This window comes from Virgibacillus alimentarius, assembly GCF_017874635.1.
GTDB lineage: Bacteria > Bacillota > Bacilli > Bacillales > Amphibacillaceae > Virgibacillus_B > Virgibacillus_B alimentarius.
Genome location: NZ_JAGIKX010000036.1, coordinates 1 through 26,111, shown reverse-complemented (window position 1 = coordinate 26,111; position 26,111 = coordinate 1). Strand labels below are relative to the sequence as shown.

The window sequence follows — 26,111 nt, the reverse complement described above, 5'->3', positions numbered from 1 at the left end:
ATATTACGAATACGCGTTCTGAAAAGACATCGATAGAGGTAACCAAAGGATGGTTGGATCATGAATCAAAAGATCGCCCAAATACCATCACTGTATACTTACTTCGAAATGGCGAAGAAATAAAAACAGTTGAACTAACGCAAGAGGATGACTGGACACACGAATTCAAAGATCTAGAGGCTTATGACGAAAATGGTGTCGCATATGAATACACAGTAGATGAAGAAGCTGTAGAAGGTTACGAAACAACCGTAGATGGATTTGACATTACCAATTTACGCGTTGGCAAAACAGACGTATCCGGAACGAAGACATGGAAAGATGACAACGTCAAAGATCGTCCAGAGTCAATCACTGTGGAGCTAGTTCAAAACGGAAAAGTCATCGATTCTAAAGAAGTAACAGCAGAAACTGACTGGAAATATAGTTTCAAAGACTTACCGAAATATGATAAAGACGGTAGCAAGATCACATACACCATCGAAGAAGAAGCAGTCAATGGCTATGAAACAGAAATCGATGGCTATGACATCACGAACGTCAAAGTAGGTGAACCAGGCGAACCAGGCGAACCAGGCGAACCAGGCGAACCGGGTGACCCAGGCGAACCAGGTGACCCAGGCGAACCAGGTGACTCAGATGAACCGAGCGAACCAGTCAACGCAGACGAACCAGGTAAATCTGGAGATACACTCCCTGACACTGCAACTCAATTATTTAATATATTAATTGCAGGACTTGTACTAATTGGACTTGGAGTCGCGGTAGCATTTGTTAGAAAAAGAAAGATAGATTAAGATTATGATCTATTATGATGCAAGAGCTTCTTAGAGGGGCTCTTGCTTTTTTTGTCGCATCTACTTTATAAAATACAAGCGTAATGAATCATTTTTATGAATCTATTCTTTTGTTCTAGGTCATATAGACTTGCTTCAACTTAGTCGGAGGAGAATCGAAAATGACCAAAAGGCAAAGAAGGACTTTTTCAAAAGAATTTAAAGAACAAATCATATAGTTGTATGAATCAGGCAAGCCACGAGCCGAAATCATTAAGGAATATGATTTGACACCTTCTTCCTTTGGAAGTGTTGGATGAACGGGTGGCGCAGCGACGTACGGTATTTGAACGCTACCGGGAAGCGTTTGCTGATCAGCCTGGGTTTGCGTTTATGCCAGAGCTAGAGGGTACGAAGTCCAATCGTTGGCTGACTGCTTTAACGGTAGACCCAGAGCAAGCAGGCGTTGATCGTACGGTCATTATCGAGGCATTGGCGGAGTTGAATATCGAAGCACGTCCAGTATGGAAGCCTATGCACCTGCAGCCTTTATTTGAAGGATACACGTATTACCCACATGAGGAAGGAAATAGTGTGTCGGATGATTTATTTAGAGACGGCTTATGTTTACCATCTGGATCGAATATGACGGAGGAACAGCAGGAGCGTGTTGTGAAGGGGATAAAAGACTTGTTGAATAATAAGGGAAATCTTTAATATCCGTTATATCGGAAATACGAATACGAATGAAGTTCATGATTTAGATAACGAGAAAACTTCATGTAAAATTGATGAAATTAAGACGCATCATGTCAAGACATTTCTCCTGATTCACATTCACAAGCTAAACGTGAGGAATATGATCATTGTGCTCATTGTATAGGTGATTCCAAATACTAGTATGAACTTTAAAGGATGGGGAAGTTGAATCATCCCCATCCTTTAAAGTTCATCTGTTTTTTCTCGAAGGTTAATTCATCGTTTTCTAAATTCATCTGACATGTATAGCATCTCGTTCGACGAAGACCATTCACTAGCTTTTTCATGTAATAATCAAACACATCTAATGACACTTACCCTTTTCCCACTCCATTAAAAATTCTTTCTCGGAAGTTTGTTCATCTCGTGTTTCTTCTTTTATTACAAAGCTATTTTTCAAATAAAAATCAACAGCTTTTTTATTTTTCTTGTACACTTTTAATTGAATATTTTCCCTTTGGCTTTTTATAAAATCTAACAGACCCTTTCCATATCCTCCACCTTGATGCGTAACATCAATAAATAATGCAGCTAAATAATTATCCATCATTGATACGAAGCCGACAATATCTTTTTCATTACTTACAACATAGGTTTCAGACATTGGGATATACTTTTCTTCCATCTCCGTTTGCTGCGATTTCCAATAATTCTTATCGATAAAATCGTGTGCTATTAAAGAACCTTCATACCATATTTTTACTAATTGATTGACCTCTGTTTTCTTGTTTGATCTAATATTCACTTTATCATCCTTCATACGTTCATCTCAGTGCTTTATTCAATTAAAGGGTCCGATTGTTTAACTCCTGCAGTGCGTCTCTTTCTCACCTAAAGTGATAAACGATTTCACTGAATGATAGCACTGGCAATTCATCCTTCGTTAGCAAGAATCCCTCCCTTCAGGTAAATGGGGAGGTTGAATGCTAATTCAAGTGTTCGCTAACTCCGTCTTTTAACCACTTCGCTGTCTTTGTTTCTGCATTTAACATCTCTTCTGGTGTGCCTTCAAATAGAATATGTCCACCTTTTTTTCCTCCCTCAGGACCTAGTTCGATGACCCAGTCACTTGCTGCTATAAAATCTAGATTGTGTTCGATGATGATAACAGAATTACCTTTGTTTACAAGATTTTGAAATATACTTAAAAGCTTTCCATTATCTTTTGTGTGTAGTCCTAAGGATGGCTCGTCTAATAGGTAGATTTGTCCTTCTTTTAGTAAGTGGCTTGCAAGTTTTAGACGCTGAATTTCTCCTCCGCTTAGTGAACTTGTTGTCTGTCCTAAGGTTAGATACCCTAATCCTACGTCTTTTAGCGTATTCACTCGTTTTATGATCTTCTGTTCTTTAAAATAGTTCATCGCCTCGTCGATCGTTAAATTCAAAATCTCTACTATATTTTTACCTTCGTACTGATAAGATAATGCTTCGTCTGAATATCTCGTGCCTCCACATGCTTCACAGCGAATCGTTACGGGATCTGCAAATGCTACATCTGGTTTTGTGACTCCTTTTCCTTTGCAGGTCGGACATGCTCCTAGTGAGTTAAAGCTGAACAAACCTGCAGGACGCGCTGTGCTTCCTGAAAATATGGAGCGAATATCATCCATGACCCCCATATATGTAGCTAGTGTCGAACGGTTAGAGATTCCGATCCTGTCTTGTCCTACCATGATCGTTTCCGGATACATTTCTGGGAATGCTTCCAACATGAGGGAACTTTTCCCTGAACCAGACACGCCACATAGAGAGACGAGGGCATTTTTAGGAAGACGCACGCTTATATTTTTTAAGTTATGGTTACTTGCCTTTTTTATGGTAAAACAACTTTTTATATTCCTTGGATTTTTATTTATTTTTAATTTGGGATTAAGGGTTGTTGCGGCTTTAGCGCTTTTCAGTCCTTCTAATTTTCCTTGATAGACAACTTCTCCTCCATTTACACCTGCTCCCGGTCCCATCTCTATGATTTCATCTGCTGCTTTTATTACGGACAGGTCGTGTTCGATAACGATGACGGTATTATGTTGATCTTTGAGACTTTTTAGCATCTGGATTAGCCTATCGACTTCTTCTGGATGAAGTCCTGCACTTGGTTCGTCGAAAATGTATGTGATATTGTTTAGACTGCTCCCTAAATGACGTGCGATTTTTACCCTTTGCGCTTCGCCACCGGAAAGGCTGCTCATTTTTCTGGATAGGCTCAAATATCCTAAACCCATTTCAACGAGTTGTTTTACATGCGGGATTGCTTGCTGTGCGATTGATTCTCCGATAGGATCTTTTATCTTCGTCAACTCTTCTAGGAGTTCGGTAAGTTCCAATTGATCGTATTCTGCGATATTTAAGCCTTTTATTCTACATTTTAATACCTCTGGGTTTAGGCCTGAACCTTGGCAGGTTGGGCATAGGGATTGAGTTGATACGGCTAGGACGTCATCTTGGGATACTTGTTTCAGCTTGGAAATATCTCTATGTATATACAGGCGCGTAAATCTGGGAAGTAAGCCATCCCACTCATGATCCTGAGGTCCGTGTTTGGTATGAAACGGCGCATAGACTCTTTCACCTTCCGGGGGACCATATAATAGCAAGTGGCGTTTTTCTTCTGGGTAGTCTTTTATCGGTTGATCTGGATCGAATAATCCGCCAGTCATCATCCATCTACCTTGCCAACCGGAAGGCGACAATGGCTTAAATTTCACTGCATATTCCCGGAGTGATTTATCGAAATCGATGATTCTATTTAGGTCTGGCGCAATGATCTTCCCGAATCCACTACACTCAGGACATCTACCAAAGGAACTTTGGCTCGAAAAATCCGTGGCAGAAACTATGGATGGCTTTCCTATTCGCGAGAACAAAAGTCGAATCAATGGATGAATATCCATATAGGTGCCAACGGTTGAGCGGTAATTTCCTCCGATAGATCTTTGCTCTACCACAACAACCGGGCTTAAATTTTGCATAAGATCGGCATGGGGTCTTTCGTATCTTGGCATTTGATTTCTGACATAAAGGGGATAATTCAACGTCATTTGTCTTCTGCTTTCTGTTGCTAATGTATCAAAAACAACGGAGCTTTTCCCTGAGCCGGAAAGACCGGTAAATACGGTGATTTTTTCTTTTGGTATGTTTATATCTATGTTTTTTAAATTATTTTCTTTTAGTCCTCTTAAAATGATTTCATCCTTTATTTTTGACACTTTATCATCCTTTCTGATTTTCTTTACGAAGAAGAAAGTGTCTTTCTTTTATCACCTATTATAGACGAAGATTTCATCGTTATATAGGGGACAAAAAAACGAATTCTGCAAAAGTGTTTGAATAGATTAAGACGTTAGAATGAATAGCATTGACCATGTAATTGCTTTTAAATTCACTCTCCGCATGTGATTGCCCTTTTTATGCAAAAGCGATAACTTAAGGCCACTCATCAAAAAGCCATATCCCGACCTGGCGAAACATGCGTTTGTATGGTGCAATATTCCTATATTGATAGCACTTTAAAAACTGAGAGTATGAGTTTTTAGCAGGAAAACGCCTGCTAGGTAAAATATCCCCTAATCCGAAATTGCGAAAACTAAGTGTAAATTACTTGGTAGCTTGTCCTTGTGATGTTTCTTCTGTCATTGTTTCAGTTTTATAGGTAATTTTTCCCAATATGTTGTATAATCATAGGTATATTGTTTACTTATTAACTAAAATTGGGGGAGCATGAACGTTGAAACGAATTTTTTTAATATTTGCTATCATTTTTGTATTGGTTGGATGTAATTCTGCATTTAAAGATTCCGTCACTGAAGCGGAAGCTGCACTAGAAAATGGAGATTTTGAAAACGCACTAAAATTATTTAACGTTGCTTTAGAAGAAAAACCAGATAGTCCAGAAGTAAAAGATAGGATTGCTTTATTAGATGACTATGCGACTTTACAAGAAAAAATGGAAAATGCCAAGTGGACAGAAGCGGTTGATTTGGCGAATGATATCCTGAAAAATGATACGATTGTCCCGTCTTTACAAACTGAAGTGGAAGAATTATTGACAACGATTGAAGAGGAAGAAGAGAAAGAAAAGCAAATGGCAAGCGATCTGAAAAAAATAGAAGAGCTTATCGCTAATGATGATGTTGAAAAAGCCAACTCGAAGATTAGTGAATTAGAAAGTAAAACGAACGCGTTGGATCGTGAATTAGATGATTTACATAATCAATTAGAAGTGGTGGAAAAACGTATCGCTGAAAAAGAACGTAAAGAAAAAGAAGCTGAGAAAAAACGATTAGAAGCGGAAGCAAAACAACAAGCTACCGAAGCGAATAATTTGAAGGAGAAATATATGCAGAAGGCGGATAATCTGGATGACAGGATAATGAGTAAAGCGAAAGAATTGTTTGAACAAGATGTGCAGCCTGGTTTTTATGGTCAATACCATAGGGAATGGGATGATTTATTAAATGAAGTTTGGGGCGAATTAAAAAAGACGATGCCAACGAATGAATTTGAACAATTAAAATCAGAACAAAATGATTGGATTAAAAATAAAGAGCAAACATTTGCTGAAATGCCGGATGAACCAGCGTCAGCAAGAGCTGCAGGAGTGGACTATCTAGCAGCTGAAACGAAAAGTAGAACTTATTATCTAATTGAGAATTATATGAACGAATAGGGATAGCCCAAAAGGTTAAAGAAAAATCCTTTCCTTTGTTATTTATTTTTAATTTAAAAACCATTTGTTCTAGGCGCTGTGCTTGGTAACAAATGGTTTTTGTTTTGGTTTGATTTTCCTAGGAGGGGATCAGCCCCCTGGAAGGAAATTTCTTTTAAGATGAAATATATGGATAGATCGTTTACAATGTGGGGTAAGGTTGTATTTATATGTATTTATTTGTTAGGAGATACATCATTAATTTTGCAAAAGAGGTGTCGCTGTTGTTTGCTAAAGAAAGACATGAAGAAATAAAAAAAATGGTTCGAAAAAATAAATCTGTCAAGGTATCGCACTTAATCCAGTACTTCAATGTGTCGATTGAAACAGTAAGAAGGGATTTAGAATACCTCGAGCAGGAAGGTTTTCTAACTCGTGTTCACGGGGGAGCGGTACTCGAAGAAGTAAATAGTCGGGAATTATCTTTTACAGTTCGTAAATCTAAATATTTAAAGGAAAAGCAAGAAATCGCGAAAAAAGCAGCAGCATATGTGATTGAAGGGCAATCGATTGCGATGGATGTCAGTACAACGAACACTGAATTTGCGAAGGTATTAAAGGAGAAATTTTCTCGTTTAACGGTGCTGACGAATTCGATGATTATAGCAAATGAACTATCAGAGATGCCTGATTATACAATCATTTTTGCAGGTGGGATTTTGCGAAATCAAGAGCTTTGTACAGTTGGCGATTTTACGGAAGACTTTATTTCCCAGTTTCATATCGACACGTTTTTTATGAGTGTTAGTGGTCTCTCTCTTACCAAGGGTTTAACGGATTACGGAGCTGGGGAATTGCAGGTGAAGAAAAAAATGATCGAGATCTCTCAGCACCGGATTGTGTTAGCAGACAGCAGTAAGTTTGATGTCGTCTCTTTATTGAATGTTTGTCCGTTTGAGCAAGTGAACCGAATCATTACAGATTCTAAGATTAATGAAAATGTATTGGCGAAATACCAAGAAACAGGCATCGAAATATTATAAAAATCAGAATAGATCGTCGTTATTGGTAGGATATGCAAATAAATAGAAGTTACTTTTAGCTTAGGCGCTCTGTCTAAGCTTTTTTAGTGGTATATGACATAAATCATCCAAAAATGCGTTTTGACATAAAAGAGGTATTCTCTATAAAATAAACAATGGACACACAAATACAACCAAATGCATCTAATTGCAACTAAAAACATAAAACGGAAAAGGTAAAGACGAGGTTGGTGCATGAAAGGAGAGGGGGGATTTTAATGAGTTTGATCACGATAAACGAAAAGGCGTATGAAATAGACTGTATTTTATTTGATAAAGATGGGACACTCATTGATTTCACGCTATGGGTTCGTTGGGCTGAAAAATTCATTGATTTGATCGTTGGAGAGGATGGTTCTTATGACCAACATTTGTTAGCTCATGCGTTAGGATTTTCCTATGAGGAGCATACATGGGATCCAGAAGGTCCTCTGGCTATTGGTTCGCTGCCAGATTTGTTAACCATTTTATCTTTAGGACTTTATCAGCAAGGTGTTCCTTGGAACCAATCGTATCAATTGGTAAATGACGCTTATCAACTGTTAGAAGACAGTTTTGTCACTCGTAAGTATGTGAAACCGATCAAAGGGTTGGTGTCGTTTTTAGAACAAGCGGAAAACCATGGCATTAAAATGGGAGTCGTCACTTCGGATAATTACGAGAAGGCCGTGGAACATTTAGAGGTATTAGGGATTAAACATTATTTCTCCGCGATTGTCGGAGATGATCTTGTTCAACAAGGGAAGCCGTATCCTGAAATGGTCTATCGAGCTTGTGAACAGTTAAAAGTGAATCCTGCCAATGCATTAATGATTGGTGATTCCAATGGAGACATGATTCTTGGCAAAAAGAGCGGTGCGCTAGCGAGTATTGGTATTGTAGCAGTGCCGTCGATGGAAACAGCTTACTTGAAAGATGCGGATAGCATCATTAACGACTATGAATCTATCACGCTAAGAAAAGCATAACGATTGAGATGAATGATTATAGCAAAAGGAGAGTTGTATAAAAATGAAGAAATCTGTATTATCATTTTTAATCCTCGCATTGAGTCTGGTCTTTGTAGGATGCAGTGGTGATGATTCTGGCTCCGGTGAGGCGAAAGAGACCAAAGGTTCAATTGATGTTTATACGCATAATGATTCTGAGGAAATGCAAGATTTTGTAAAAGGTCTAAAAGAAGAAACAGGCATTGAAGCAAATGTATTGCGACTATCTAGTGGAGAAGGTTGGAGTCGGATGAAATCGGAAGCCCCTGATTTTGGAGCGGATATGCAATGGGGTATGTTGCATAGTATTGCATTGAAAGCGGAGAAAGAAGGATTTTTGGAACCTTATGATTCGCCAACGTGGGAAGATGTTCCAGATGAATTTAAAGATGAAGATGGTAAATGGTATGGATGGTCTTATTGGTTTAATTTATTAGCAATTAATACAGAAATTTTGGAAGAGAAAGGGTTGGACAAGCCGGAATCGTGGGAAGACTTGCTAGATCCTCAATATAAAGGGGAAATCGTTTTGCCTGATCCGGGTACGTCAGGAACAGCTTATTTATTCGTTTCTACCATTATGCAGATTTTAGGTGAAGAAGAAGGATGGGAATATTTTGAGAAATTAGATGAAAACGTTGGTCAATACGCGAAATCTGGTGACGCGCCAGCACAAATGACTGCGCAAGGGGAATATGCAATCGGTATCACATGGGATCAAGCGGTGTATAACCGGATTGAAGAAGGATACCCACTGGAGACGGTTATTCCTGAAGAAGGTGTAGGGTATGACCTTGATGTGGTTTGGATGTTTAAGGACACCGAAAATCGAGCGTTGGTCGAAGAAGCTATTGATTATATCGGTTCGGAAGGCGGTATGAAGAAATCTGCGGAACATCGTTCGATGGTAACGAAAAATGGGGTAAAAGGAAACGCCGATGATATCGAGCAATATTTGATTATGATGCTGTTTGGGCGGAAGAAAATCGAGAGCGTATTATGAAGGAATGGCGAGAGCGATTTTAATACACGAGAAAAAGGGGGGGATATAAGTGGAGACTGTACCCACAGTAAAAAAACGGCTTCGTCCGTTCCAAGCGAAATGGCAACAGTTCTGGTCGGAGCCATGGTTTGCAATTGCAACGATTATACTTGCTGCTGCAATCCTGATATTTATTGTTGCCCCCGTCTTTGCCGTTTTATTAAAAAGCTTCGGTATTGGAACGGGTCAATTAACCTTTGATTATTATAAAGAATTTTTTCAAGCTTCCTATTATTGGGAAGCACTGAAAAACAGCTTGCTATCAGCGATTATCACAACAGTAGTCGTGTTGTTCTTAAGTATTAACATCGCACTCTATGTCACACGTACGAAAAACGCTTTGTCCAAATCTTTTAAAGGGATTGCGTTACTGCCTTTGGTTGCTCCTCCATTTATATTCTCATTATCACTGATGATTTTATTTGGCAGAAGCGGTATTGTGACTGATTATGTGAGTGATTTGTTTGGTGGGCAATTTAGCATTTACGGCTTTTGGGGAGTCGTGGTCGCGCAAATTATTGGATATTTCCCAATTGGATATATGTTGATTGAAAGCACCATGCGAAATTCGAATGCTGATTTGGAATATGCAGCATTAGACCTTGGCTCCAATCAGTGGAAAACACTTGGCACGGTGACACTGCCTTTAGCAAAGTCCGGGATTATTAAAGCAGGATTACTTGTTTTTGTCATGGCGTTAGCCGACTTCTCCAACCCACTTATTATTGGGGGAGGAGAACAGTTTTTAGCGTCAGAAGCCTATTTGCTTGTCGTTGGGCAACATAACTTAGAGTTGGCTGCAGTACTTGGGGTATTCTTGATTTTACCGAGTTTGATCGTTTTTATCTTCCAAACGTATTTTCTAAAAGATAGTAATGTCGGGACGATCAGTGGTGAAACAGGTTCCCAAAATGTACCGCTCTCCAAATCGGTTAAAGCTTTTGTTGTAACGATTAGTTCGATGTTTATCGCGTTTATCTTACTCATGTTTATCATGGTTGTACTAGGCGCGTTTGTGAAGATCATCGGAATAAACAATACGTTTACACTGGAACATTTTAATAATGAAACTGGCTGGGATTCGCTCTCTATGAGTCTATACGTTTCGTTCATCAGTGCTATACTGGCAGCGGCAATTGGGATTTTACAAGGTTTTCTATTTGCGAGAAAACCGATACCTGGTAAGAAGTTGTTCGAGTTTTTAACGCTGTTTGGTTTGGCAGTTCCAGGAACGGTCATGGGGATTGGTTATGTATTAATTTTCAATGGCCCACCATTTTTCTTGACGGGAACTGTCATGATTCTTGTATTGAACATGACGTTTCGTAAGATTGGTGTTGGAATGGAGGCCGCCATTAGTAAGATGCATCAGATCGACACGTCGATGGAAGAAGCATCGAGTGATTTGGGTGCGGGGCCGTATAAAACATTTTGGAAGGTTCTTGTGCCATTGATGGTTCCTCCATTTGTAGCAGGGTTTATTTACGCTTTTATGACAGCGATGGTTTCGATCAGTTCCGTTGTCTTCTTAATATCACCAGACACGAATCTTGTCGCCATTTATATTCTGAATTTGGCTGAACAGGCGAAAGTCGGTTTAGCGTCTGCGATGTCGTTCATTATGATCGTGATTGTGTTAGCTTGTCTGGGATTGTTGAAATTCGTCGAGAAGAGGACGGGAATTCGTATATGATTCGTAACAATTGGAGGTCTCTAGATGTCAGAAAATAACTTTCTTGAATTGAAAAATATCTATAAATACTTTGGAGATGTCAAAGCAGTCGATAATATCTCCATATCGATTAAGCGCGGGGAACTCATTTCCTTTATTGGCCCCAGCGGTTGTGGAAAAACAACCCTATTACGAACGATCGGGGGATTCAATAAGCAAGATGCAGGCGAAATTATTTTAGACGATGAGAATATTGATGCATTACCGCCTGAAAAGCGCTCCACAGGGATGGTATTTCAAAATTATGCGCTTTTTCCACATATGACCGTCTATGATAATGTTGCTTATGGATTGAAACAAGCGAAAGTTCCTAAAGCTGAACGACATGATCGGATTATGACTGCGTTGTCCCAAGTCGAACTGCGTGATCATGGGAAACGGAAACCAAGTGAATTAAGTGGTGGTCAGCAGCAAAGGGTGGCGATTGCACGCTGCCTTGTATTAGAGCCTAAAGTGTTATTACTGGATGAACCACTATCCAATCTTGACGCTAATTTACGGTTGTCGCTTCGGGAAGAAATCCGTCGAATAAAGGAAAAGCTGAATTTAACGGTCATTTTTGTTACGCATGATCAAGAAGAGGCATTAAGTATTTCAGACAGGATTGCAGTTCTTAACGGAGGTGTGATTCAACAGCTTGATCAAGCGGATCGTATTTATAATTATCCGAGCAACAAATTTGTGTCTACATTTGTTGGACAGGCGAACTTTTTCACCGGCCATCTGCAGGAAGGGAAAGAAGGATTGTACTTTGATACAGGAACCGTTACTTTTCCAGTAGAACGATTGCAAAAAGCAGACGGGGAAGCGATGGCGATTGGAGAAAAAGCCACTGTACTCGTAAGGCCGGAGCGCATTAAAATAAATACATCCAGTCCAATAAAAGGAAAAGTTGTGAATACCATTTATAATGGGAATTTTACGCGTTACTTTATTGAACTGGAAGATGAAACAGTGCTAGTGGACGCATTTAATACGATGGACAACAAAACATATCAAAAGGGCGATGTCATTGGAATGGAACTTCCTACGTCCCCACACGTCATTAACGACACCGTGTCATAAAGAAATTTGTTTGCAACATGGGTGGAGTCGTACGGATTGTGTGCGTGAAGCATTGATTAATGCTTCATTATCGAAAGTACAAAGTACACAAAACACATCGTTAGCCATGCAATGAAAAGAGCGTATTATTTCTCCTCCTCAATCAACGTCGGAAATGAGGAGGAATTTTTTCTGCAATTTCATCGGTTATCCTAGATGATTATATTACATCTAAGACTTTGCTATTTTCGGGTCCCGGCTTAAATATTTATAAAACTTCACATATGATACCATCATGATTGTACCCATCCAGCCGATGGGGGTTACTAGACGGGGCCACCTGCACCTTCAAAAATGCATGGTCTTCTTGTTGGTTTTGATTCCTCTCATTCCTATTCAGATGCATTTATCAAAGCTCGTGATCTTATGGGTGAGAATGCCATCCCACATGATGTAGATTATGAAGACTTTGCGGATATTAAATTTTAATTATTTTTATATATTTTAAAATTTTACCTCTAGTTTATATTAGAGGTTTTAATTATTAGAAATAAGTGAAATCTTTTTGGATGAAATATTTAATTAAAATAGGATAATTCCTGTTTATATAGCTGGATGAAGACCTTAAAGGTTGTGATGAATTTTTTGGCTAATCTGTAATGGAGGAAATATATCGTTCAGTTCATGAAGGAAGGTTTCTAAATCTCTTCCTTCTCCCCGTACTTTCGGTATTGTTGGCTGGCTAATTAATACGATCACCTGTCACATTACATAAAATCCTGCCTAAAAACCCATTTGTTAACCAAGCAAATACGCTTGAAACAAATGGGTTTTTATTTGACATTATTCGACAAAATTCGGGAAGTGACAGGCACTCCGGTAGGACAGGCACTCTGGTGGCAGGTATCTTTATTTCACTCTTTTTTTACCTGTTCTACCAAGCTTTCAAAATGCTTGGTCAGGGACATTAATTCGTCATAGGTAAGGGCAGACCAATCCTCCGTACGCAGAATGAATGGATCTTTGATTCCATGTTGCTTAAAGACGTTAACGGTTTTTTCGCATGCGTCACCGTCTTTTTTTCCCCGAAGGATATAATCAAGTGATGTATTATACAATTGTGCTAATGAGATAAACGTTTCAACGGAGGGGCTATGTTCCCCGCGTTCATATTGTCCATATGTATTATCCGAAAACCTGAGTATCTGACTTACGTCTTTTTGGGAGTATCCAGCTTGATCACGGAGGTTTTCTAAACGCCATCTGATTTCTTTTTTCATCAATATCTTCTCCCTTTTCGGATAAAAACTATCATAAAAAGGAAGAAAAATTACAAAAACACAGGAACTCTGTGTTTTTATTTTGGGTGTATACGGGGGCTAGGCAACTGGCGCTAAAAAATCACAGGCATACAAACGATTGGAGAAAGACGTGCAACTGTGTTCGCAGAAGAGGGATAGCTCCTCCTTTAGCTTGTGATTTATTTTTTTTGACCAAATAAAACACGGGAATCATGTGTTTCAGATAATTCACAAAATAAATGTAGTACAATAAGACTAGGTATATTATACTAAGCAGCTAAACATACCGAATGAAGGAGTTCCCTCCATTTCCTCTTGTAGCCTGATTGATTAGCTTATGTTTTTAGTTTGGAGTCAATCGGGAAAACGCCCCCATCCTACAAATTTTTCAGGTAGAAGAAAGTGATAATCAAAGCGATAGCCTTACTATGTACAGTCAGCATTTTTGCCCAAGTAGATGATTGTTTTTTTCTTAAATTTTAAAACGATGCCACCTAGGGAAGGGTTTGGATCGATAATAATCATAGAGTAGTATTTTTATAGCAGATAGAGGGGGAGCGAATGGATAAAAAATTTGCAGAGTTATCATTTGAAGAAATTATGAAACAGAATGAGCGGCGTGTGCATTATCATATTCACCGATTAAATGTGAGAGATCCGCACAAGGAGTTTTACCAGGAGGGGCTTGTTGCAATGTGGAATGCGTATGAGAAATACGAGCCGGATAAGGGGCCGCTTGCTACCTATTTTAATTATTCCATTCGGAACCGGATGATTGATTTAATGCGAAAAAAGGCGAGAGCATTGCGGAATGATGAGGTGTTTATTGAAGAGGAAAAGAAGAAGATGGACAATGGGAACCGCTCGTGTAAAGATCGTCTTCCTTTGCTTGATTTTTCGGATATTCCAGTGGATGACAGGTCCGTTTGGAAGCATGTCAGGGAAAGATTGACAGACAATCAATGGAAGTGGGTGGCTTCGTTTATTATTTTAGAGTTGCCACTGAAGGAGATTGCAAGACGGGAAGGTGTGACGGTCGAAGCGGTAAAAAGTTGGGGGAAGCAGGCGCGAAAAAAGCTGCGGGACGCGAAGTTGAAGGAAAAGCTGCTGGCATTGGTGGAAGGCGCTTAAAGTTTTGGTGTGAATTAACGGAATTTTCTATTTTAAAAGGACTGCGGGATTTGGAAGTGCCACCTGATGAAGGATCCTTTCGATAGTAGAAGTAGACGATCGTACTAGAAGCAAAGAGCCGGCTTTTTGGAAAAGAGGTTATTCATGAAAGGAGAGTCATTCGAGCATTTTTTTGAAAGAAATAGAAAGCGGATTCACTATCATATCCATGATCTTGGCATCCGTGATTTACACAATGAATATTATACGGAGGGGGTTTATGCATTGTGGAAATGGTGGAAGATGGACCAGCAGAGCAGGGATCCGGTGGCGATTGATATTGACACGATGATTCGAGTTCTGTTGATGGAAATGGTTGAGAGGAAGTACCTATAATTGGCTTGCGTACCTCTGCAACAGGGGCACTTTGATTCGTTTATTTATTACCGGAAAGAAGCGGCGATTCGCTGATTGGAAAGGAAAGAGAGTCATGAATTATTTAAAGGAAATAAACGCATTTCATAATATGCAGGAGACGAATCCACTATCGACGGCAGCTGCCCATCTCTGGTCGGTGCTGATGCATGTGAATAACCGGGCGGGGTGGAAGAAGGAATTTTCGGTGGCTGCGTCTTTATTATGTGTGAAAGCAGCGTTGAAGGAGGGGACGTTTAAGCGGGCAAGGTTGGAACTGAGGGATAAGGGATATATTCGCTTTACGCCGCAGGGAGCAAACCGAGCTGCGGTGTATGAGATGATTTCGTTAGTGCATTTCGAGGATAACGCGGGTGTTGATGCTGCGCGTGAGGATGGCGGCGGAGAACGTGCTGCCGCGGATGGTGAAAATATTGTGCTTGGGGAGCACGTGCGGACGGGAGATGGATGTGCGGCTGGAGCAGTTGAGGGAGGTGCTTTGAGCGGTGAGAGTGCTGGGGTGGCCGGCAGGATGGACCACAGTACAGACCGGAGTGCTGACCCGGGGAATGGCGGCAGTGTTGCCCCATTATATAAACAAAACAAGGCGAAACAAAAAGAACATCCGAATACTACTCCTGGGGTGTCGGATGCGGTCGTGTTCTATCAGGAAAATTTTGGAGTGATCCGTCCGTATGTAGCGGAGGATTTGTTGAATTGGGTGAAGGATGTTGGGGAGCTGTTGGTTTTAGCTGCCATGAAGCGGGCGCTCGAACGCGGGAAAGGGAGCTGGGGTTACGTGAAGGCGATCCTGAAAGATTGGCAAGGGCGGGGTGTGCGTACGGTAGCGGACGTGCATGCGGCAGACGTGGCGTTTCAAAATCAGAAACATGAGCGGAAGCGGTCGCGTCGAAGTTTTGGATCGAAGCGGGAGGAAGTGATCCCGGATTGGTTTAAGGAACGAAAAAAGAAACTTGCACTTGAAGAGGGGCAGGAAGTCGAGCGAAAGCAGAATCCGGGGCCGGAGCGCGTACGTGGCAAAGAGGCAGAAGAAGCGGAGAAGAAGGAGCTTGAGGCGCTGGTGCGAGGGTGAAGGGAACAGACCCTATAGCCGGGAAGTCGCGCGAACTCGGGTTGAACTCGAGCGATAAAGCTGGGAAGTCGCGCGATCTCGGTCTGAACTCGAGCGATAAAGTTTGAAAGTAGCACGAGCCCGGTCTGAACTCGAGCGATAAAGTTGGGGGGTCGCGCGATCTTGGTTCGAACTCGAGCGATAAAGCTTGGAAGTGGCGCGAATCCGGTCTGAACTCGAGCGACAAAGTTGGGGAGTCGCGCGAACTCGGTTCGAACTCGAGCGATAAAGCTGGGAAGTCGCGCGATCTTGGTTCGAACTCGAGCGATAAAGTTGGGGAGTCGCGCGATCTTGGTTCGAACTCGAGCGATAAAGTTTGAAAGTAGCACGAGCACCGGTTCGTGCGGCAGGTGTCTGGCTCTCTTTGAATTTTGTCGAATTTGAATACATAAAAAATCGCATAGCAATTTCCAACCAAAATCACGTATGAAATTCGGCTTTTACCAATCATTCCATTTTACGGTGAACCAATGAATGCGTATGCTAAATACAAATAGATTAGAAAGGAAGAAGGGAAATTTTTTGCAGGGCAAAAAATGCACTGATTGCTTGCATGGTTTTTTGTTTCATCTAGCATGGACAATCCAAAAATAGAGAGGAGGGAGCGTGCTTGAGATGTGGAGCAAAATGCTTTCTTGTTCAAATAGAAGCAAATGGAGAAAATCAAATGAAGTTCGTCAATGCGAGAACGCCTGCGGAAGCCAGGAAAATCTTTCGCCGGAAATATGGAACAGGGGCTCAAATTCTATCCGTTCGAGAAAAGAAACGGTAATCCTGATGGATGTGGTCGCGCGAACTCGGCCTGAACTCGAGCGCACAGGCAAAAAGTCGCGCGAACCCGGTCTGAACTCGAGCGACACAGGCAAAAAGTCGCGCGAACTCGGTCAGAACTCGAGCGACACAGGCAAAAAGTCGCGCGAGCACCAGTGCGGCAGGTGCTAGCCTCCCAGTGCAAGCCTTCCATCAATAGTGGAAGGCTTTTGACCGGTCATTGCTGTTCAACTTCGGTTTGCTTTCCTTTTTCTTTCTCAAATAATACAAGCAATCCTGGAAGCAGTATTCCTCGTATCAGGAAGGTATCCATTAATATGCCAACAGCTACAATAAACCCGAAAACAAATAAGAGTTCGATTGGTTGTGTGGTTAGGACTGCAAATGTTGCAGCAAGGATAACGCCGGCTGACGAAATCACCCCGCCTGTGTGGGAGACTGCAATTTCGACTGCTTTTCGGATTGGATGGTGTTTTCTTTCCTCCATAAACCTGGACACCAGCATAATATTATAGTCGATACCAAGTGCGACCAGGAATACAAAGGCATACAACGGAACTCTGTTATTGATGGATTCAATTCCAAAGAATAAGTCGACGAGGAACATCCCTAGGCCTAGTGCCGCTACGTAAGAAATCAAAATCGTCCCCATCATGTAAATCGGCATTTTGATTGATTTCGTCAAAAAAATAAGTGCGGTAAAGATTAATAATGTCTCTAATGTGATGATGACTTTTAAATCACGATTGTTTACCGAGCGGTCATCCACGGCTGTGGCTGTTTCGCCGGTGAAATACAGGCTGCCTTCAACACTTGCCTCCTTTGTGATTGCCTCCGATTGACGCATGATTTCCTCCAGTGCATCCATGGCCTCATTTGAATAGGGGTTTGCATCGAAAGTTACATTGTAGGAGACAGCTTTTTTATGATCGGATATTTGATTGAATTGGACATTTTCCACATGCTTTTGATCCGCAAGTATGTCAGCGAACTGTGTATATTTCGCTTCACTTAATTCTTTATCCGCTTCCAGCAAAACCGTTGTTGGTGCGAGGTCGCCAGGGTTAAACTTTTCCTCTAGCATTTCATATCCAACGCGGGAGGGCATATCTTTTGGAAATGATTTGAGTGTATCAAATTCATAATGCGTATGCAGGATGTTACTAGCACTGAACAAGAGAAAAATGCCAATCACGCTAACCGAAATGATTGGTTTCCTTGACACAAAGTGACCAATTTTGCTCCAGATGGAGTTTGTCTTTACGTGTTTATCGCCAACCTTTGGAATCAGTGGCCAAAAGGATTTTCTGCCAAAAATCGTAAATAATGCTGGAACCAGTGTCACGGAAGCAATCATGACGAAAAACATGGTGGTTGAAAATAATGGTGCGAAATTATGCGAATCGCCAAAGTTTGCAAAGAACAATACGAGCATGGCTACTAGGACCGTTCCACCTGAAAATAGGACAGGGAGGCCGACACCGCGCATCGCATATCGCATTGCTTCATGCTTGTTTTCGTGTGTTTTCAATTCTTCCCGGTACCTTGAAAAAACGAACAGTGAATAATCAATGAGTGCGGCGAAGAGTAAAATCGACATGATCGATAGGGATTGTGACCCCATTGGAACACCTGCTTTTCCGATTAACCCTAGCACCTGGTTCACAACCATATAAACAATTCCTGCTGCGAGTAGCGGAATGAGGGCGAGGGCAGGTGAACGATAAATAACGACTAGTAATACCAGAATAATGCCAACCGTTGCGAGAATGAGCACAACATCTGCTCTTGAAAATAGATTTTTCGTATCGGCGGATATCCCCGCTGGTCCTGTAACTTCCATTTTGAATGTGGTATTGGATTCCATCACATCATCTATTTGATCAATGGAATCGCTGATCTCCCCCGTGTCCAAGGATGCATCAAAATGTACTGGGATCAGTGCCGTCGTCTCATCTTCTGAATAAAAGGATTCTTGTGCTTTTGGCGGCAGTTTAGCAAGTGGGACGACTTGCTTTAGTCCATGAATGTTTTTTTCGGTAATATGTTTGATCGCCTCGGAAACGTCCGTGGTTGGAAGTTTCCCTTCTTTTGCTTGAAATACAAGGATGGCTGGGATCCCGTCGTTTTCACTGAAATAATGATCCATTTTTTGCTCGGCGACGACCGATTGGGTGTCATCGGGAAACGGATCTAGTCGTGAAACTTCGTAGTCCCTAGCGCTTGGTGCCAGTGCAGCAAGAATGATGGTAAGCGCCAGCCAAACTCCGACGGTTACCCACATGCCTTTTTTGCTACTGATGAAATCGGTGAGGGTATGCAATGTTTTACGCATGATCGAACATCCCTTTCTTCATGAAATTGCTTCCAATGGACATGCAACGATCTAAAATAAAAGTAACACATGTGTCACTTTACTATTATTTATGAAAGTAACACATGTGTCAATTATTTTTCTGTGATCATTCCGTGACGGATGATTTCTTTTATCGATTTGATCCATTCGAAGTAGGCAATGCTTTTGGGTTTTGGTAAATCAATGGTACCAAATAAAAAGCCAATGATCAGGTCATTTGGGAGTTCTTGTTTTAATTTGGATTCCCTTTTTCCTTTGTCTACAAAACCTTGCATCGAATGATACATGGTTTGGTGTAAATCCATGATTTTTTGCTTATTTGCCTCTGTTTTTTCATGATTCGTTTGCGGAAGATTCATCGCCATTTGCCTGATTCGATGGATATCGGTATCTTTTAAAATAACCTCTAGCAAATAATCAAATTGGTCTTCAAAATCGATGATCGCATCTATTTGTTTCAGTTTTTCTACAGATTGTTCGGTTTCATACACCATATAATCCGTGATCAGGTCATCTTTGTGATCATAATATTTATATAATGCTCCTCTAGAAACGCCAAGATTGGATGCGAGGATTCCAAATGTAAATCCCTCGTAACCATCCTGTAAAAGGATATGTTTCGTTTCTCTATATAATGCATCCGTTGAAAATTTCCGCTCCCGCGCCATATACTCACCTCGAACCCAATTATAGCAGGTGTGCGGTGCCTGTCACTTCCCGAATTTTGTCATATTTTGTCGAATCATCCGGGTTAACGGGGAGAGTTTAGTTGAGTTTTCGTAAGCCTTCCCCGTCAAGAATCTCTTGTATACCTTCCTCACAAACCCCGTAAGATCGCCAGGTACATTGTTTGCAAACAGACTGTATATCGGAAGGAATGACATGCTGTCGGATGCGGGATTCAATCGCTTCCCACGTAAGAATTTGTCCGATGTCAAGCTTTAATTTCATTAAAATAGCGGTATCTTGTTCATAGATATGGCTATTTTCACAGTGGTATTCGCCTGTTTCAGGGAACTTTTCACACAGCTGATCCGGCCCTCTGACAATTTGGATGCTCGTCTTGGGATTATTTCTTAGCGTTTGGTGCAAATGCGTCATATTTTCCACGTACTCCTCGGAATATCCCATTCCCCGATAACCTAGAAGGCAAAAAAGATGATGTCCTCGAAGTTTATACATAGTATGCCCCCATTTCTACACATTCGATTCGCTATAATGTTAACATAAAATAATAAAGGTTAACATTAGAAGGGTGCCTGTCACTTCCCGAATTTTGTCGAATGGGTTTTTGGGAGGGTGCCTGTCACTTCCCGAATTTTATTTTTCATTGCTGCTCATCCGTCTATGATAAATTCGAAAAGACTAAAATAACTGCCTGCTTAGCTCGTGGCAGAGAGTAAGTCCAGGCGGAGTTTCGTCAAACGGTATTTGCTGTAGTAGGAGATGCAACTCCCGACTTTTTATATCGTATCTGGGTATTCCGAAATAAATGGAGGGGATTTACGCCACATCATTGAGTTTCCTTCGCTATCTCTCCGTATATGGATACAAAATTCACATTGAATCTTTTTTCTAATGATTCTGTCCTGAAATTAGGGGCGGTAGTGTAGCTGATATGTTAAAATAAATGGGAGTCTAAAAACACAATGTTTATTTATACAAATGATTCGAAGCGTGAAAATTAATCAGGCAGACAAACGTTTAAAGAAGGACAAGCAAGGAGGAAACACAAATGAAAATTGCAGTCGCCGGAACAGGTTATGTTGGCTTATCGAATGCCGTATTACTGGCCCAGCATCATGAAGTGGTTGCTTTAGATATTCTTGAAGAAAAAGTGGACTTGATTAATCATAAAAAATCACCGATCGTGGATCCTGAAATCGAGGATTTTTTAGCAACGAAGGATTTAAATTTAACCGCAACGACAAATCCGAAAGAGGCATTTAAGGATGCGGAATATATCATTATTTCTACACCGACCAACTATGACCCGGAGCAGAACTATTTTGATACAAGCAGTGTGGAATCGGTGATTGACCAGGTGCTAGCGATCAATCCAAAAGCTACTATGATGATCAAATCAACGATCCCTGTTGGTTATACAAAAGCGATCAGCAAAAAATTCGAGACGGAAAATATTGTTTTTTCCCCGGAATTTTTAAGAGAGGGAAAGGCGTTACATGACAATTTGCATCCTTCCCGTATTATCGTAGGGGAGCAGTCGGCGCGTGCGAAAACTTTTGCCGGATTGCTGGCTGAAGGTGCCGTCAAAGAAGATATTCCAATGTTATTTACAGATTCCACGGAAGCAGAAGCGATCAAGTTGTTTTCCAATACGTATTTGGCTATGCGGGTTTCTTTCTTTAATGAACTGGATACGTACGGGGAGATGAACGGCCTGAATACGCAGCAGATTATCGAAGGGGTTGGACTGGACCCAAGGATTGGGGATCATTATAATAACCCATCTTTTGGTTACGGGGGCTACTGCTTGCCGAAAGATACGAAGCAGCTCGCCGCAAACTTCAGAGGCATTCCAAATAATATTATTGACGCAATTGTGGATGCGAATGCGACAAGGAAGAGGCATATTGCTGATAGGATCCTGGCGCGCAAGCCGGAAGTCGTGGGTATTTACCGTTTGACGATGAAAACGGGATCGGATAACTTTAGACAGTCCGCGATTCAAGATGTGATTAACCATGTGAAAGCGGGCGGGGCAGAGGTTCTTGTATATGAGCCAGTCCTGGATGTGGATGAATTTGATGGTCTTCAGGTGGTTAAGAATTTTGATGCATTTAAAGCGAAGAGTGACGTGATCGTGGCGAACCGCCTGGACGAAGAACTTCAAGACGTGAAGGATAAGGTTTATACGAGGGATTTATTTAGTAGGGATTGATGGTTTAGGTTGGTTTCCAATCCGTTTTTTATTCGAAATGATAATAAGCCTGTAGAGAAGGTACCTTCTTTCTCTACAGGCTTTTTTGCTTCAATGAGCCAGCGTTGCTAATGAAGTAAAGTAGTTCGTTCTGCAGAGCACCGACTAAACTCGAGCGATAACGGTAGAAGGTCGAGCGAAATCCCGCCTGACTCGCGCAATAAAGCCCGAAGTCGAGCGATAACAAGCCAAACTCGAGCGATAACGGTAGAAACTCGAGCGATAGCCTCCCGAACTCGAGCGATAACGGTAGAAACTCGAGCGAGATGAGGTACGAAGAGTTAAAATCAAATAAGATGGGGTGAGTTAGTTCTGGAATTTGGATACAGTGCATGAAGCATTATTTAGCGCTTTCTCCGGAAATTTGCGCTTCGCTATAATTTACCGCGGTTGCTCATTTCCTTTCGCTTCGTTGTTCTAGTTTTAGGACAAATTCCGATTAGATTCATTACCTTTCCATTGTTTTGTCGGGAATCCTAAAAAGCAAGACAGCCCCGATCTATTCGTTTATTCGTATAAAAAATTGGAAGTGTATACATTTTTGAATGTTCATCCGTTGTATAAGTAGAGGGAGGTCGAGAGATGAAAAAAGAAAATGAACTAGCCTCCTACCTCATTCATTTAGGAGAGGAAGTGTTTCGAGTTCTACTAGCAAAAGGAGCCAAAAAAGAGGATGCAGAAGATATCGTTCAAAATACGTTTTACAAAGTGTATGTCTTGTTAGATGACCTGACAGAGAGCAATCTGCGCCCGTGGTTTTTTAGGGTGTCACTCAATGAGTACATTGACTTGAAAAGGAAAAAGGAGAAGCAGAACATTTACTTAACAGAGGAAATTTATTCCAAATCGCAACGCACGGATGATAATTTTGAAGAGGTTTTAAAGAAGGATGAAATTTTCTATCTATTGAAAGACATCAAAAAAGATTACAAAGAAATTTTCTTTTTAAAGTATTATTATGATTTTTCATATGAGGAAATTGCTCTTATTTTAGACATTCAGGTAAATAGCGTAAAGCAAAAATTATATCGCGCACGTAAATCGATTCGATCAAAAATAGGGGGTAAACATTAATGGGTCCTTCGCTTAATAATGCTTTACAAAAAGCAAAACGAAAACAACTGCTAAAAATCATCATCGTTTCGCTTCTTGTCGTACTAATTGTTTTACCCATCTTATATAAAACAGGCAACTATTTTGCCATGAAAAGTACTGAAAGGCTTCATGATCGGCTTTTCTTATATCATGCAATTGCCGAGCCGAATATTCAAATTGATTCCCAAGTAACGCGTAATTCATCCATGTTCGGTGGAAACATTATTACCAATCGTTCTAAAAATATTAATGGCTACGTTGTTCCGTGGAGCACACTTACAAGTTCATATGATTGGCTTAGGACCGATATAGATCATAACGAGTTAATTCCCGGATTTTATTGGACGGATACACAGTTCTATGAATATGATAAGCAAACCAAAAATAAGGTTGCCACCTTTTATCATCCGTCCATACACGATTACCATGATGGTGTACAAAATGAACTAGGGGAAATTTCACAAATGGAAAATCATGTTGCAGAAGTTGCCATTTCATTCGATCGACCCTATACATTACAGGAAATACAAGCAAAAATCCCCGATCATTTAAATATCGTATGGCTGTATATGACATCGCCAATTGGAGATGAAAGTAACGGTCCTGCTGGTACGGTAAACTATGGATTTGATCCATCTGATTCACCGAAAGAGGCATATAAGAGCTTTCTTGATGGACTAGAAGATTATGACGCGCGTGGCAGCAATGAAGCCATCCAGGATTTTTTAAAGGCTAATAAAAACAAACCATTTGATCAAGTAAACATTTTAGGGGTCATGCTCACCGGTCAAACAGAAAATTTTAAAGCCTTAAAAAATCAAGATTTCATTCGAGGAGCTTCTGTGGGGGCTACCGCGGAAATTGTTCCTTATATTGAACCTGAAAAATAAGTGCAAACGGGTACCTAGCTAGAGAATGATGGGCTGATAAAGCGTTCGGCAGCAACTAGCGGGGGGATGTCCGAAAGCACGCTAGTTAGTAAAGGTGTTGATGATGACGAAAGGAGAAAGATAGAATTGGAGCAGTCCCTAAACGGTGGACTTTCCCCTTTTAGGGATCAAACATCCATTTTTGGTGGTTCCTCAAGCCACCCCTTGGAAATCATGAGTAATTCCGCTTCGCGCGCGTATGTAAAGACATCTTTCCCCTGCAATCCTGCTTTTACGTCCAAATCATTGCGCATGTTGAAGGATGCACTGAATCCTTGTCCGCCTATACTTAAGCTAGATAAAAGGTATGTACAGAATACCATTAATTTATCTGAGAATGGGGCTTCTAGTGAATCTGTAAGGGTTTCGCCTGATGTTGCGGGAGGTTGAATATTATTTTGGAGCAGGACGTCGCTATCTTGCTTTAAAATTTTTTTAGAAAGCTGGATCCCCTTTATAAAGTATTCTTTTGCCTCTTTATCTTTGGCTGTTTGGGCGAATCCCCTCATTAAATTCATACCGGTAATATTGGTTTCAATCGAGTGGTACAATAATCCAAACTCAATGGTATTTAATGGGCGTTTATCCCCCATGATATTGGTGCCTTTCATGTATGCTTTATCCGTAATATAATCCGTCGACGTTGGCATGGTAGTATAGGTGGGACGAGGCAGTATCGATTTCCCGAGTAGGTATTGGGTAAAATCATTATAGTAACTTTGCGTGATGCTACTTAGCTGTTTATAAAAATTGATCACATCTTCTCGATAAGCTATGGATAGATGAAGCGCATACAGCCCCGTACTGATTTCTTTTAGCACTCGACAGAACATAATATCAAAGCCATTTTCCCATAGCTTTGGTGCTTTTCTATTGACATCTTCCTCTGTAAACCCTTGTGGGAGTACCGCCCCCTCATTTTCAAACATATTGTTGGTCTCGTTAATCTTTGCATGCAGTTGTTTCCACAAACCGGACATCATATGTTGGGCTTTTTTATCATCGGCATGCTCGATAAAATATTCTAATATACGCGAAATCATTGTTTTCTTTTGATAGGTCATCCAGAGCCCTCCAAGTTCGGTGCCACTCATTTTAGGTTTCTCCATGATATGCTGTCCTCCTACTTTTAATATCAATGGTATTTTTACCTTCTCTTTAGCAAAATATTCATGCTAGCGATTTTTGGAGTTTTTTATCTTGTGCGGCTTTTTTAAATACCTCTCGCTCGAGTTGGGGAGGCTCTCGCTCGACTTTTAAGCGTTATCGCTCGAGTTGGGTAGGCTCTCGCTCGACTTTTAAGCGTTATTGCTCGAGATGGGTAGTCTCTCGCTCGACTTTTAGGCGTTATCGCTCGAGTTGGGGTAGGCTCTCGTTCGAGTTTTAAGCGTTATTGCGCGAGTTGGGTAGTCTCTTGCTCGACTTTTAAGCGTTATTGCTCGACCTCGGTAGTCTCTTGCTCGACTTTTAAGCGTTATCGCTCGAGTTGGGTAGTCTCTCGCTCGAGTTTTAAGCGTTATTGCTCGGGTTTGGTAGTCTCTTGCTCGAGTTTTAAGCGTTATTGCTCGAGTTTGGTAGTCTCTTGCTCGACTTTTAAGCATTATCGCTCGACCTCGGTAGGCTCTTGCTCGACTTTTAAGCGTTATTGCTCGAGTTTGGTAGTCTCTTGCTCGACTTTTAGGCGTTATCGCTCGAGTTTGGTAGGCTCTTGCTCGACTTTTAAGCGTTATCGCTCGAGTTTGGTAGTCTCTTGCTCGAGTTTTAAGCATTATCGCTCGAGTTTGGTAGTCTCTCGCTCGACTTTTAGGCATTATCGCTCGAGTTGGGGAGGCCTTCGCTCGACTTTTAAGCGTTATTGCGCGAGTTTGGTAGTCTCTCGCTCGAGTTTTAGGCATTATAGTCAAGTCCTGAATTATGTGTAAAATAAGATACAAGGTTTTCAACCATTTATGTGTTGGTATGGAGTTTATTATATTGGGAGGGGTACCCCTCC

22 protein-coding genes and 1 pseudogene are annotated in these 26,111 nt (G+C 41.0%); 16 read left to right on the top strand and 7 right to left on the bottom strand.

The window, feature by feature from the left end; translation table 11 throughout:
• The 3 genes and pseudogenes from J2Z81_RS13670 to J2Z81_RS13660 form a co-directional block, all read left to right on the top strand.
• Window positions 1–797, top strand: a 797-nt coding sequence (locus J2Z81_RS13670) for a Cna B-type domain-containing protein (protein ID WP_226371592.1), incomplete at its 5' end; no start/stop codon positions are given.
• Window positions 798–958: 161 nt separating this feature from the next.
• Window positions 959–1,081: pseudogene (locus tag J2Z81_RS13665) on the top strand (transposase); the annotation flags it as partial.
• A 19-nt stretch (window positions 1,082–1,100) separates the two neighbouring features.
• Entirely contained in the window at window positions 1,101–1,493 is a 393-nt protein-coding gene (locus tag J2Z81_RS13660) for a DegT/DnrJ/EryC1/StrS family aminotransferase (protein WP_319023844.1), read from the top strand.
• 346 nt (window positions 1,494–1,839) lie between these two features.
• Here J2Z81_RS13660 and J2Z81_RS13655 read toward each other — a convergent pair whose 3' ends face one another.
• Together J2Z81_RS13655 and J2Z81_RS13650 are read right to left on the bottom strand one after the other, a co-directional pair.
• On the bottom strand, window positions 1,840–2,280 hold the full coding sequence (locus J2Z81_RS13655; RefSeq protein ID WP_226371590.1) for a GNAT family N-acetyltransferase: 441 nt from the start codon (window positions 2,278–2,280) through the stop codon (window positions 1,840–1,842).
• A gap of 181 nt (window positions 2,281–2,461) precedes the next feature.
• A complete protein-coding gene (locus J2Z81_RS13650) occupies window positions 2,462–4,741 on the bottom strand; it encodes an ATP-binding cassette domain-containing protein (RefSeq protein WP_226371589.1) in 2,280 nt (759 codons plus the stop codon).
• 518 nt (window positions 4,742–5,259) lie between these two features.
• Between J2Z81_RS13650 and J2Z81_RS13645 the strand changes: the two genes are divergently transcribed.
• The 6 genes from J2Z81_RS13645 (at window position 5,260) to J2Z81_RS13620 (ending at window position 12,090) form a co-directional block, all read left to right on the top strand.
• On the top strand, window positions 5,260–6,201 hold the full coding sequence (locus J2Z81_RS13645) for a lysozyme inhibitor LprI family protein (protein WP_226371588.1): 942 nt from the start codon (window positions 5,260–5,262) through the stop codon (window positions 6,199–6,201).
• A 209-nt stretch (window positions 6,202–6,410) separates the two neighbouring features.
• A complete protein-coding gene (locus tag J2Z81_RS13640; protein WP_226374413.1) occupies window positions 6,411–7,223 on the top strand; it encodes a DeoR/GlpR family DNA-binding transcription regulator in 813 nt (270 codons plus the stop codon).
• Between the two features lie 257 nt (window positions 7,224–7,480).
• Complete coding sequence (locus tag J2Z81_RS13635; protein ID WP_029270217.1) at window positions 7,481–8,230, top strand: HAD family hydrolase; 750 nt, start codon at window positions 7,481–7,483, stop codon at window positions 8,228–8,230.
• Between the two features lie 43 nt (window positions 8,231–8,273).
• Window positions 8,274–9,254: an extracellular solute-binding protein gene (locus tag J2Z81_RS13630; RefSeq protein WP_226981381.1), complete on the top strand. Its 981-nt coding sequence runs from the start codon at window positions 8,274–8,276 to the stop codon at window positions 9,252–9,254.
• 49 nt (window positions 9,255–9,303) lie between these two features.
• A complete protein-coding gene (locus J2Z81_RS13625) occupies window positions 9,304–10,986 on the top strand; it encodes an ABC transporter permease (protein ID WP_226371587.1) in 1,683 nt (560 codons plus the stop codon).
• A gap of 24 nt (window positions 10,987–11,010) precedes the next feature.
• Window positions 11,011–12,090: an ABC transporter ATP-binding protein gene (locus tag J2Z81_RS13620; protein ID WP_226371586.1), complete on the top strand. Its 1,080-nt coding sequence runs from the start codon at window positions 11,011–11,013 to the stop codon at window positions 12,088–12,090.
• An 893-nt stretch (window positions 12,091–12,983) separates the two neighbouring features.
• On the opposite strand, the gene J2Z81_RS13615 is transcribed toward J2Z81_RS13620, so the two are convergent.
• Entirely contained in the window at window positions 12,984–13,349 is a 366-nt protein-coding gene (locus J2Z81_RS13615; protein WP_051681496.1) for a helix-turn-helix domain-containing protein, read from the bottom strand.
• 582 nt (window positions 13,350–13,931) lie between these two features.
• Here J2Z81_RS13615 and J2Z81_RS13610 point away from each other — a divergent pair.
• The 4 genes from J2Z81_RS13610 (at window position 13,932) to J2Z81_RS13595 (ending at window position 16,798) form a co-directional block, all read left to right on the top strand.
• On the top strand, window positions 13,932–14,501 hold the full coding sequence (locus tag J2Z81_RS13610; protein WP_226371585.1) for a sigma-70 family RNA polymerase sigma factor: 570 nt from the start codon (window positions 13,932–13,934) through the stop codon (window positions 14,499–14,501).
• Window positions 14,502–14,645: 144 nt separating this feature from the next.
• A complete protein-coding gene (locus J2Z81_RS13605; protein WP_029270229.1) occupies window positions 14,646–14,876 on the top strand; it encodes a hypothetical protein in 231 nt (76 codons plus the stop codon).
• 94 nt (window positions 14,877–14,970) lie between these two features.
• The gene (locus J2Z81_RS13600) at window positions 14,971–15,987 is read left to right on the top strand and encodes a DnaD domain-containing protein (RefSeq protein ID WP_038221252.1); all 1,017 of its coding nucleotides are present in this window, start codon (window positions 14,971–14,973) and stop codon (window positions 15,985–15,987) included.
• A gap of 649 nt (window positions 15,988–16,636) precedes the next feature.
• On the top strand, window positions 16,637–16,798 hold the full coding sequence (locus J2Z81_RS13595; protein ID WP_198020916.1) for a hypothetical protein: 162 nt from the start codon (window positions 16,637–16,639) through the stop codon (window positions 16,796–16,798).
• 216 nt (window positions 16,799–17,014) lie between these two features.
• Here the strand turns inward: J2Z81_RS13595 and J2Z81_RS13590 are convergent, their stop codons facing one another.
• From J2Z81_RS13590 to J2Z81_RS13580, 3 genes are all read right to left on the bottom strand, one after another.
• Entirely contained in the window at window positions 17,015–19,132 is a 2,118-nt protein-coding gene (locus J2Z81_RS13590) for an MMPL family transporter (protein ID WP_226371584.1), read from the bottom strand.
• 113 nt (window positions 19,133–19,245) lie between these two features.
• Window positions 19,246–19,821 carry a TetR/AcrR family transcriptional regulator gene (locus J2Z81_RS13585; RefSeq protein ID WP_226371583.1) on the bottom strand — a complete coding sequence of 192 codons (576 nt, stop codon included), beginning with the start codon at window positions 19,819–19,821 and terminating at the stop codon, window positions 19,246–19,248.
• Window positions 19,822–19,918: 97 nt separating this feature from the next.
• A complete protein-coding gene (locus tag J2Z81_RS13580) occupies window positions 19,919–20,335 on the bottom strand; it encodes a DUF1284 domain-containing protein (protein ID WP_029268211.1) in 417 nt (138 codons plus the stop codon).
• 553 nt (window positions 20,336–20,888) lie between these two features.
• Here J2Z81_RS13580 and J2Z81_RS13575 point away from each other — a divergent pair.
• The 3 genes from J2Z81_RS13575 to J2Z81_RS13565 all read left to right on the top strand — a co-directional run bounded on the left by J2Z81_RS13575 (window position 20,889) and on the right by J2Z81_RS13565 (window position 24,079).
• Entirely contained in the window at window positions 20,889–22,055 is a 1,167-nt protein-coding gene (locus J2Z81_RS13575; RefSeq protein WP_226371582.1) for a nucleotide sugar dehydrogenase, read from the top strand.
• Window positions 22,056–22,676: 621 nt separating this feature from the next.
• Window positions 22,677–23,168 carry an RNA polymerase sigma factor gene (locus tag J2Z81_RS13570; RefSeq protein WP_226371581.1) on the top strand — a complete coding sequence of 164 codons (492 nt, stop codon included), beginning with the start codon at window positions 22,677–22,679 and terminating at the stop codon, window positions 23,166–23,168.
• Window positions 23,168–24,079 carry a sigma factor regulator N-terminal domain-containing protein gene (locus J2Z81_RS13565; RefSeq protein WP_226371580.1) on the top strand — a complete coding sequence of 304 codons (912 nt, stop codon included), beginning with the start codon at window positions 23,168–23,170 and terminating at the stop codon, window positions 24,077–24,079. The genes J2Z81_RS13570 and J2Z81_RS13565 overlap by 1 nt, the downstream gene beginning before the upstream one ends.
• A 167-nt stretch (window positions 24,080–24,246) precedes the next feature.
• On the opposite strand, the gene J2Z81_RS13560 is transcribed toward J2Z81_RS13565, so the two are convergent.
• A complete protein-coding gene (locus tag J2Z81_RS13560; RefSeq protein WP_226371579.1) occupies window positions 24,247–25,227 on the bottom strand; it encodes a DUF3231 family protein in 981 nt (326 codons plus the stop codon).
• Window positions 25,228–26,111: the final 884 nt, after the last annotated feature.

What these genes read in the sequence shown, in the direction of transcription:
- J2Z81_RS13640 (WP_226374413.1), top strand. Translation starts at nt 6,411, where the DNA reads ATGTATTTATTTGTTAGGAGATACATCATTAATTTTGCAAAAGAGGTG.
- J2Z81_RS13635 (WP_029270217.1), top strand. Translation starts at nt 7,481, where the DNA reads ATGAGTTTGATCACGATAAACGAAAAGGCGTATGAAATAGACTGTATT.
- J2Z81_RS13630 (WP_226981381.1), top strand. Translation starts at nt 8,274, where the DNA reads ATGAAGAAATCTGTATTATCATTTTTAATCCTCGCATTGAGTCTGGTC.
- J2Z81_RS13620 (WP_226371586.1), top strand. Translation starts at nt 11,011, where the DNA reads ATGTCAGAAAATAACTTTCTTGAATTGAAAAATATCTATAAATACTTT.
- J2Z81_RS13615 (WP_051681496.1), bottom strand. Translation starts at nt 13,349, where the DNA reads ATGAAAAAAGAAATCAGATGGCGTTTAGAAAACCTCCGTGATCAAGCT.
- J2Z81_RS13610 (WP_226371585.1), top strand. Translation starts at nt 13,932, where the DNA reads ATGGATAAAAAATTTGCAGAGTTATCATTTGAAGAAATTATGAAACAG.
- J2Z81_RS13605 (WP_029270229.1), top strand. Translation starts at nt 14,646, where the DNA reads ATGAAAGGAGAGTCATTCGAGCATTTTTTTGAAAGAAATAGAAAGCGG.
- J2Z81_RS13600 (WP_038221252.1), top strand. Translation starts at nt 14,971, where the DNA reads ATGAATTATTTAAAGGAAATAAACGCATTTCATAATATGCAGGAGACG.
- J2Z81_RS13590 (WP_226371584.1), bottom strand. Translation starts at nt 19,132, where the DNA reads ATGCGTAAAACATTGCATACCCTCACCGATTTCATCAGTAGCAAAAAA.
- J2Z81_RS13585 (WP_226371583.1), bottom strand. Translation starts at nt 19,821, where the DNA reads ATGGCGCGGGAGCGGAAATTTTCAACGGATGCATTATATAGAGAAACG.
- J2Z81_RS13580 (WP_029268211.1), bottom strand. Translation starts at nt 20,335, where the DNA reads ATGTATAAACTTCGAGGACATCATCTTTTTTGCCTTCTAGGTTATCGG.
- J2Z81_RS13575 (WP_226371582.1), top strand. Translation starts at nt 20,889, where the DNA reads ATGAAAATTGCAGTCGCCGGAACAGGTTATGTTGGCTTATCGAATGCC.
- J2Z81_RS13570 (WP_226371581.1), top strand. Translation starts at nt 22,677, where the DNA reads ATGAAAAAAGAAAATGAACTAGCCTCCTACCTCATTCATTTAGGAGAG.
- J2Z81_RS13565 (WP_226371580.1), top strand. Translation starts at nt 23,168, where the DNA reads ATGGGTCCTTCGCTTAATAATGCTTTACAAAAAGCAAAACGAAAACAA.
- J2Z81_RS13560 (WP_226371579.1), bottom strand. Translation starts at nt 25,227, where the DNA reads ATGGAGAAACCTAAAATGAGTGGCACCGAACTTGGAGGGCTCTGGATG.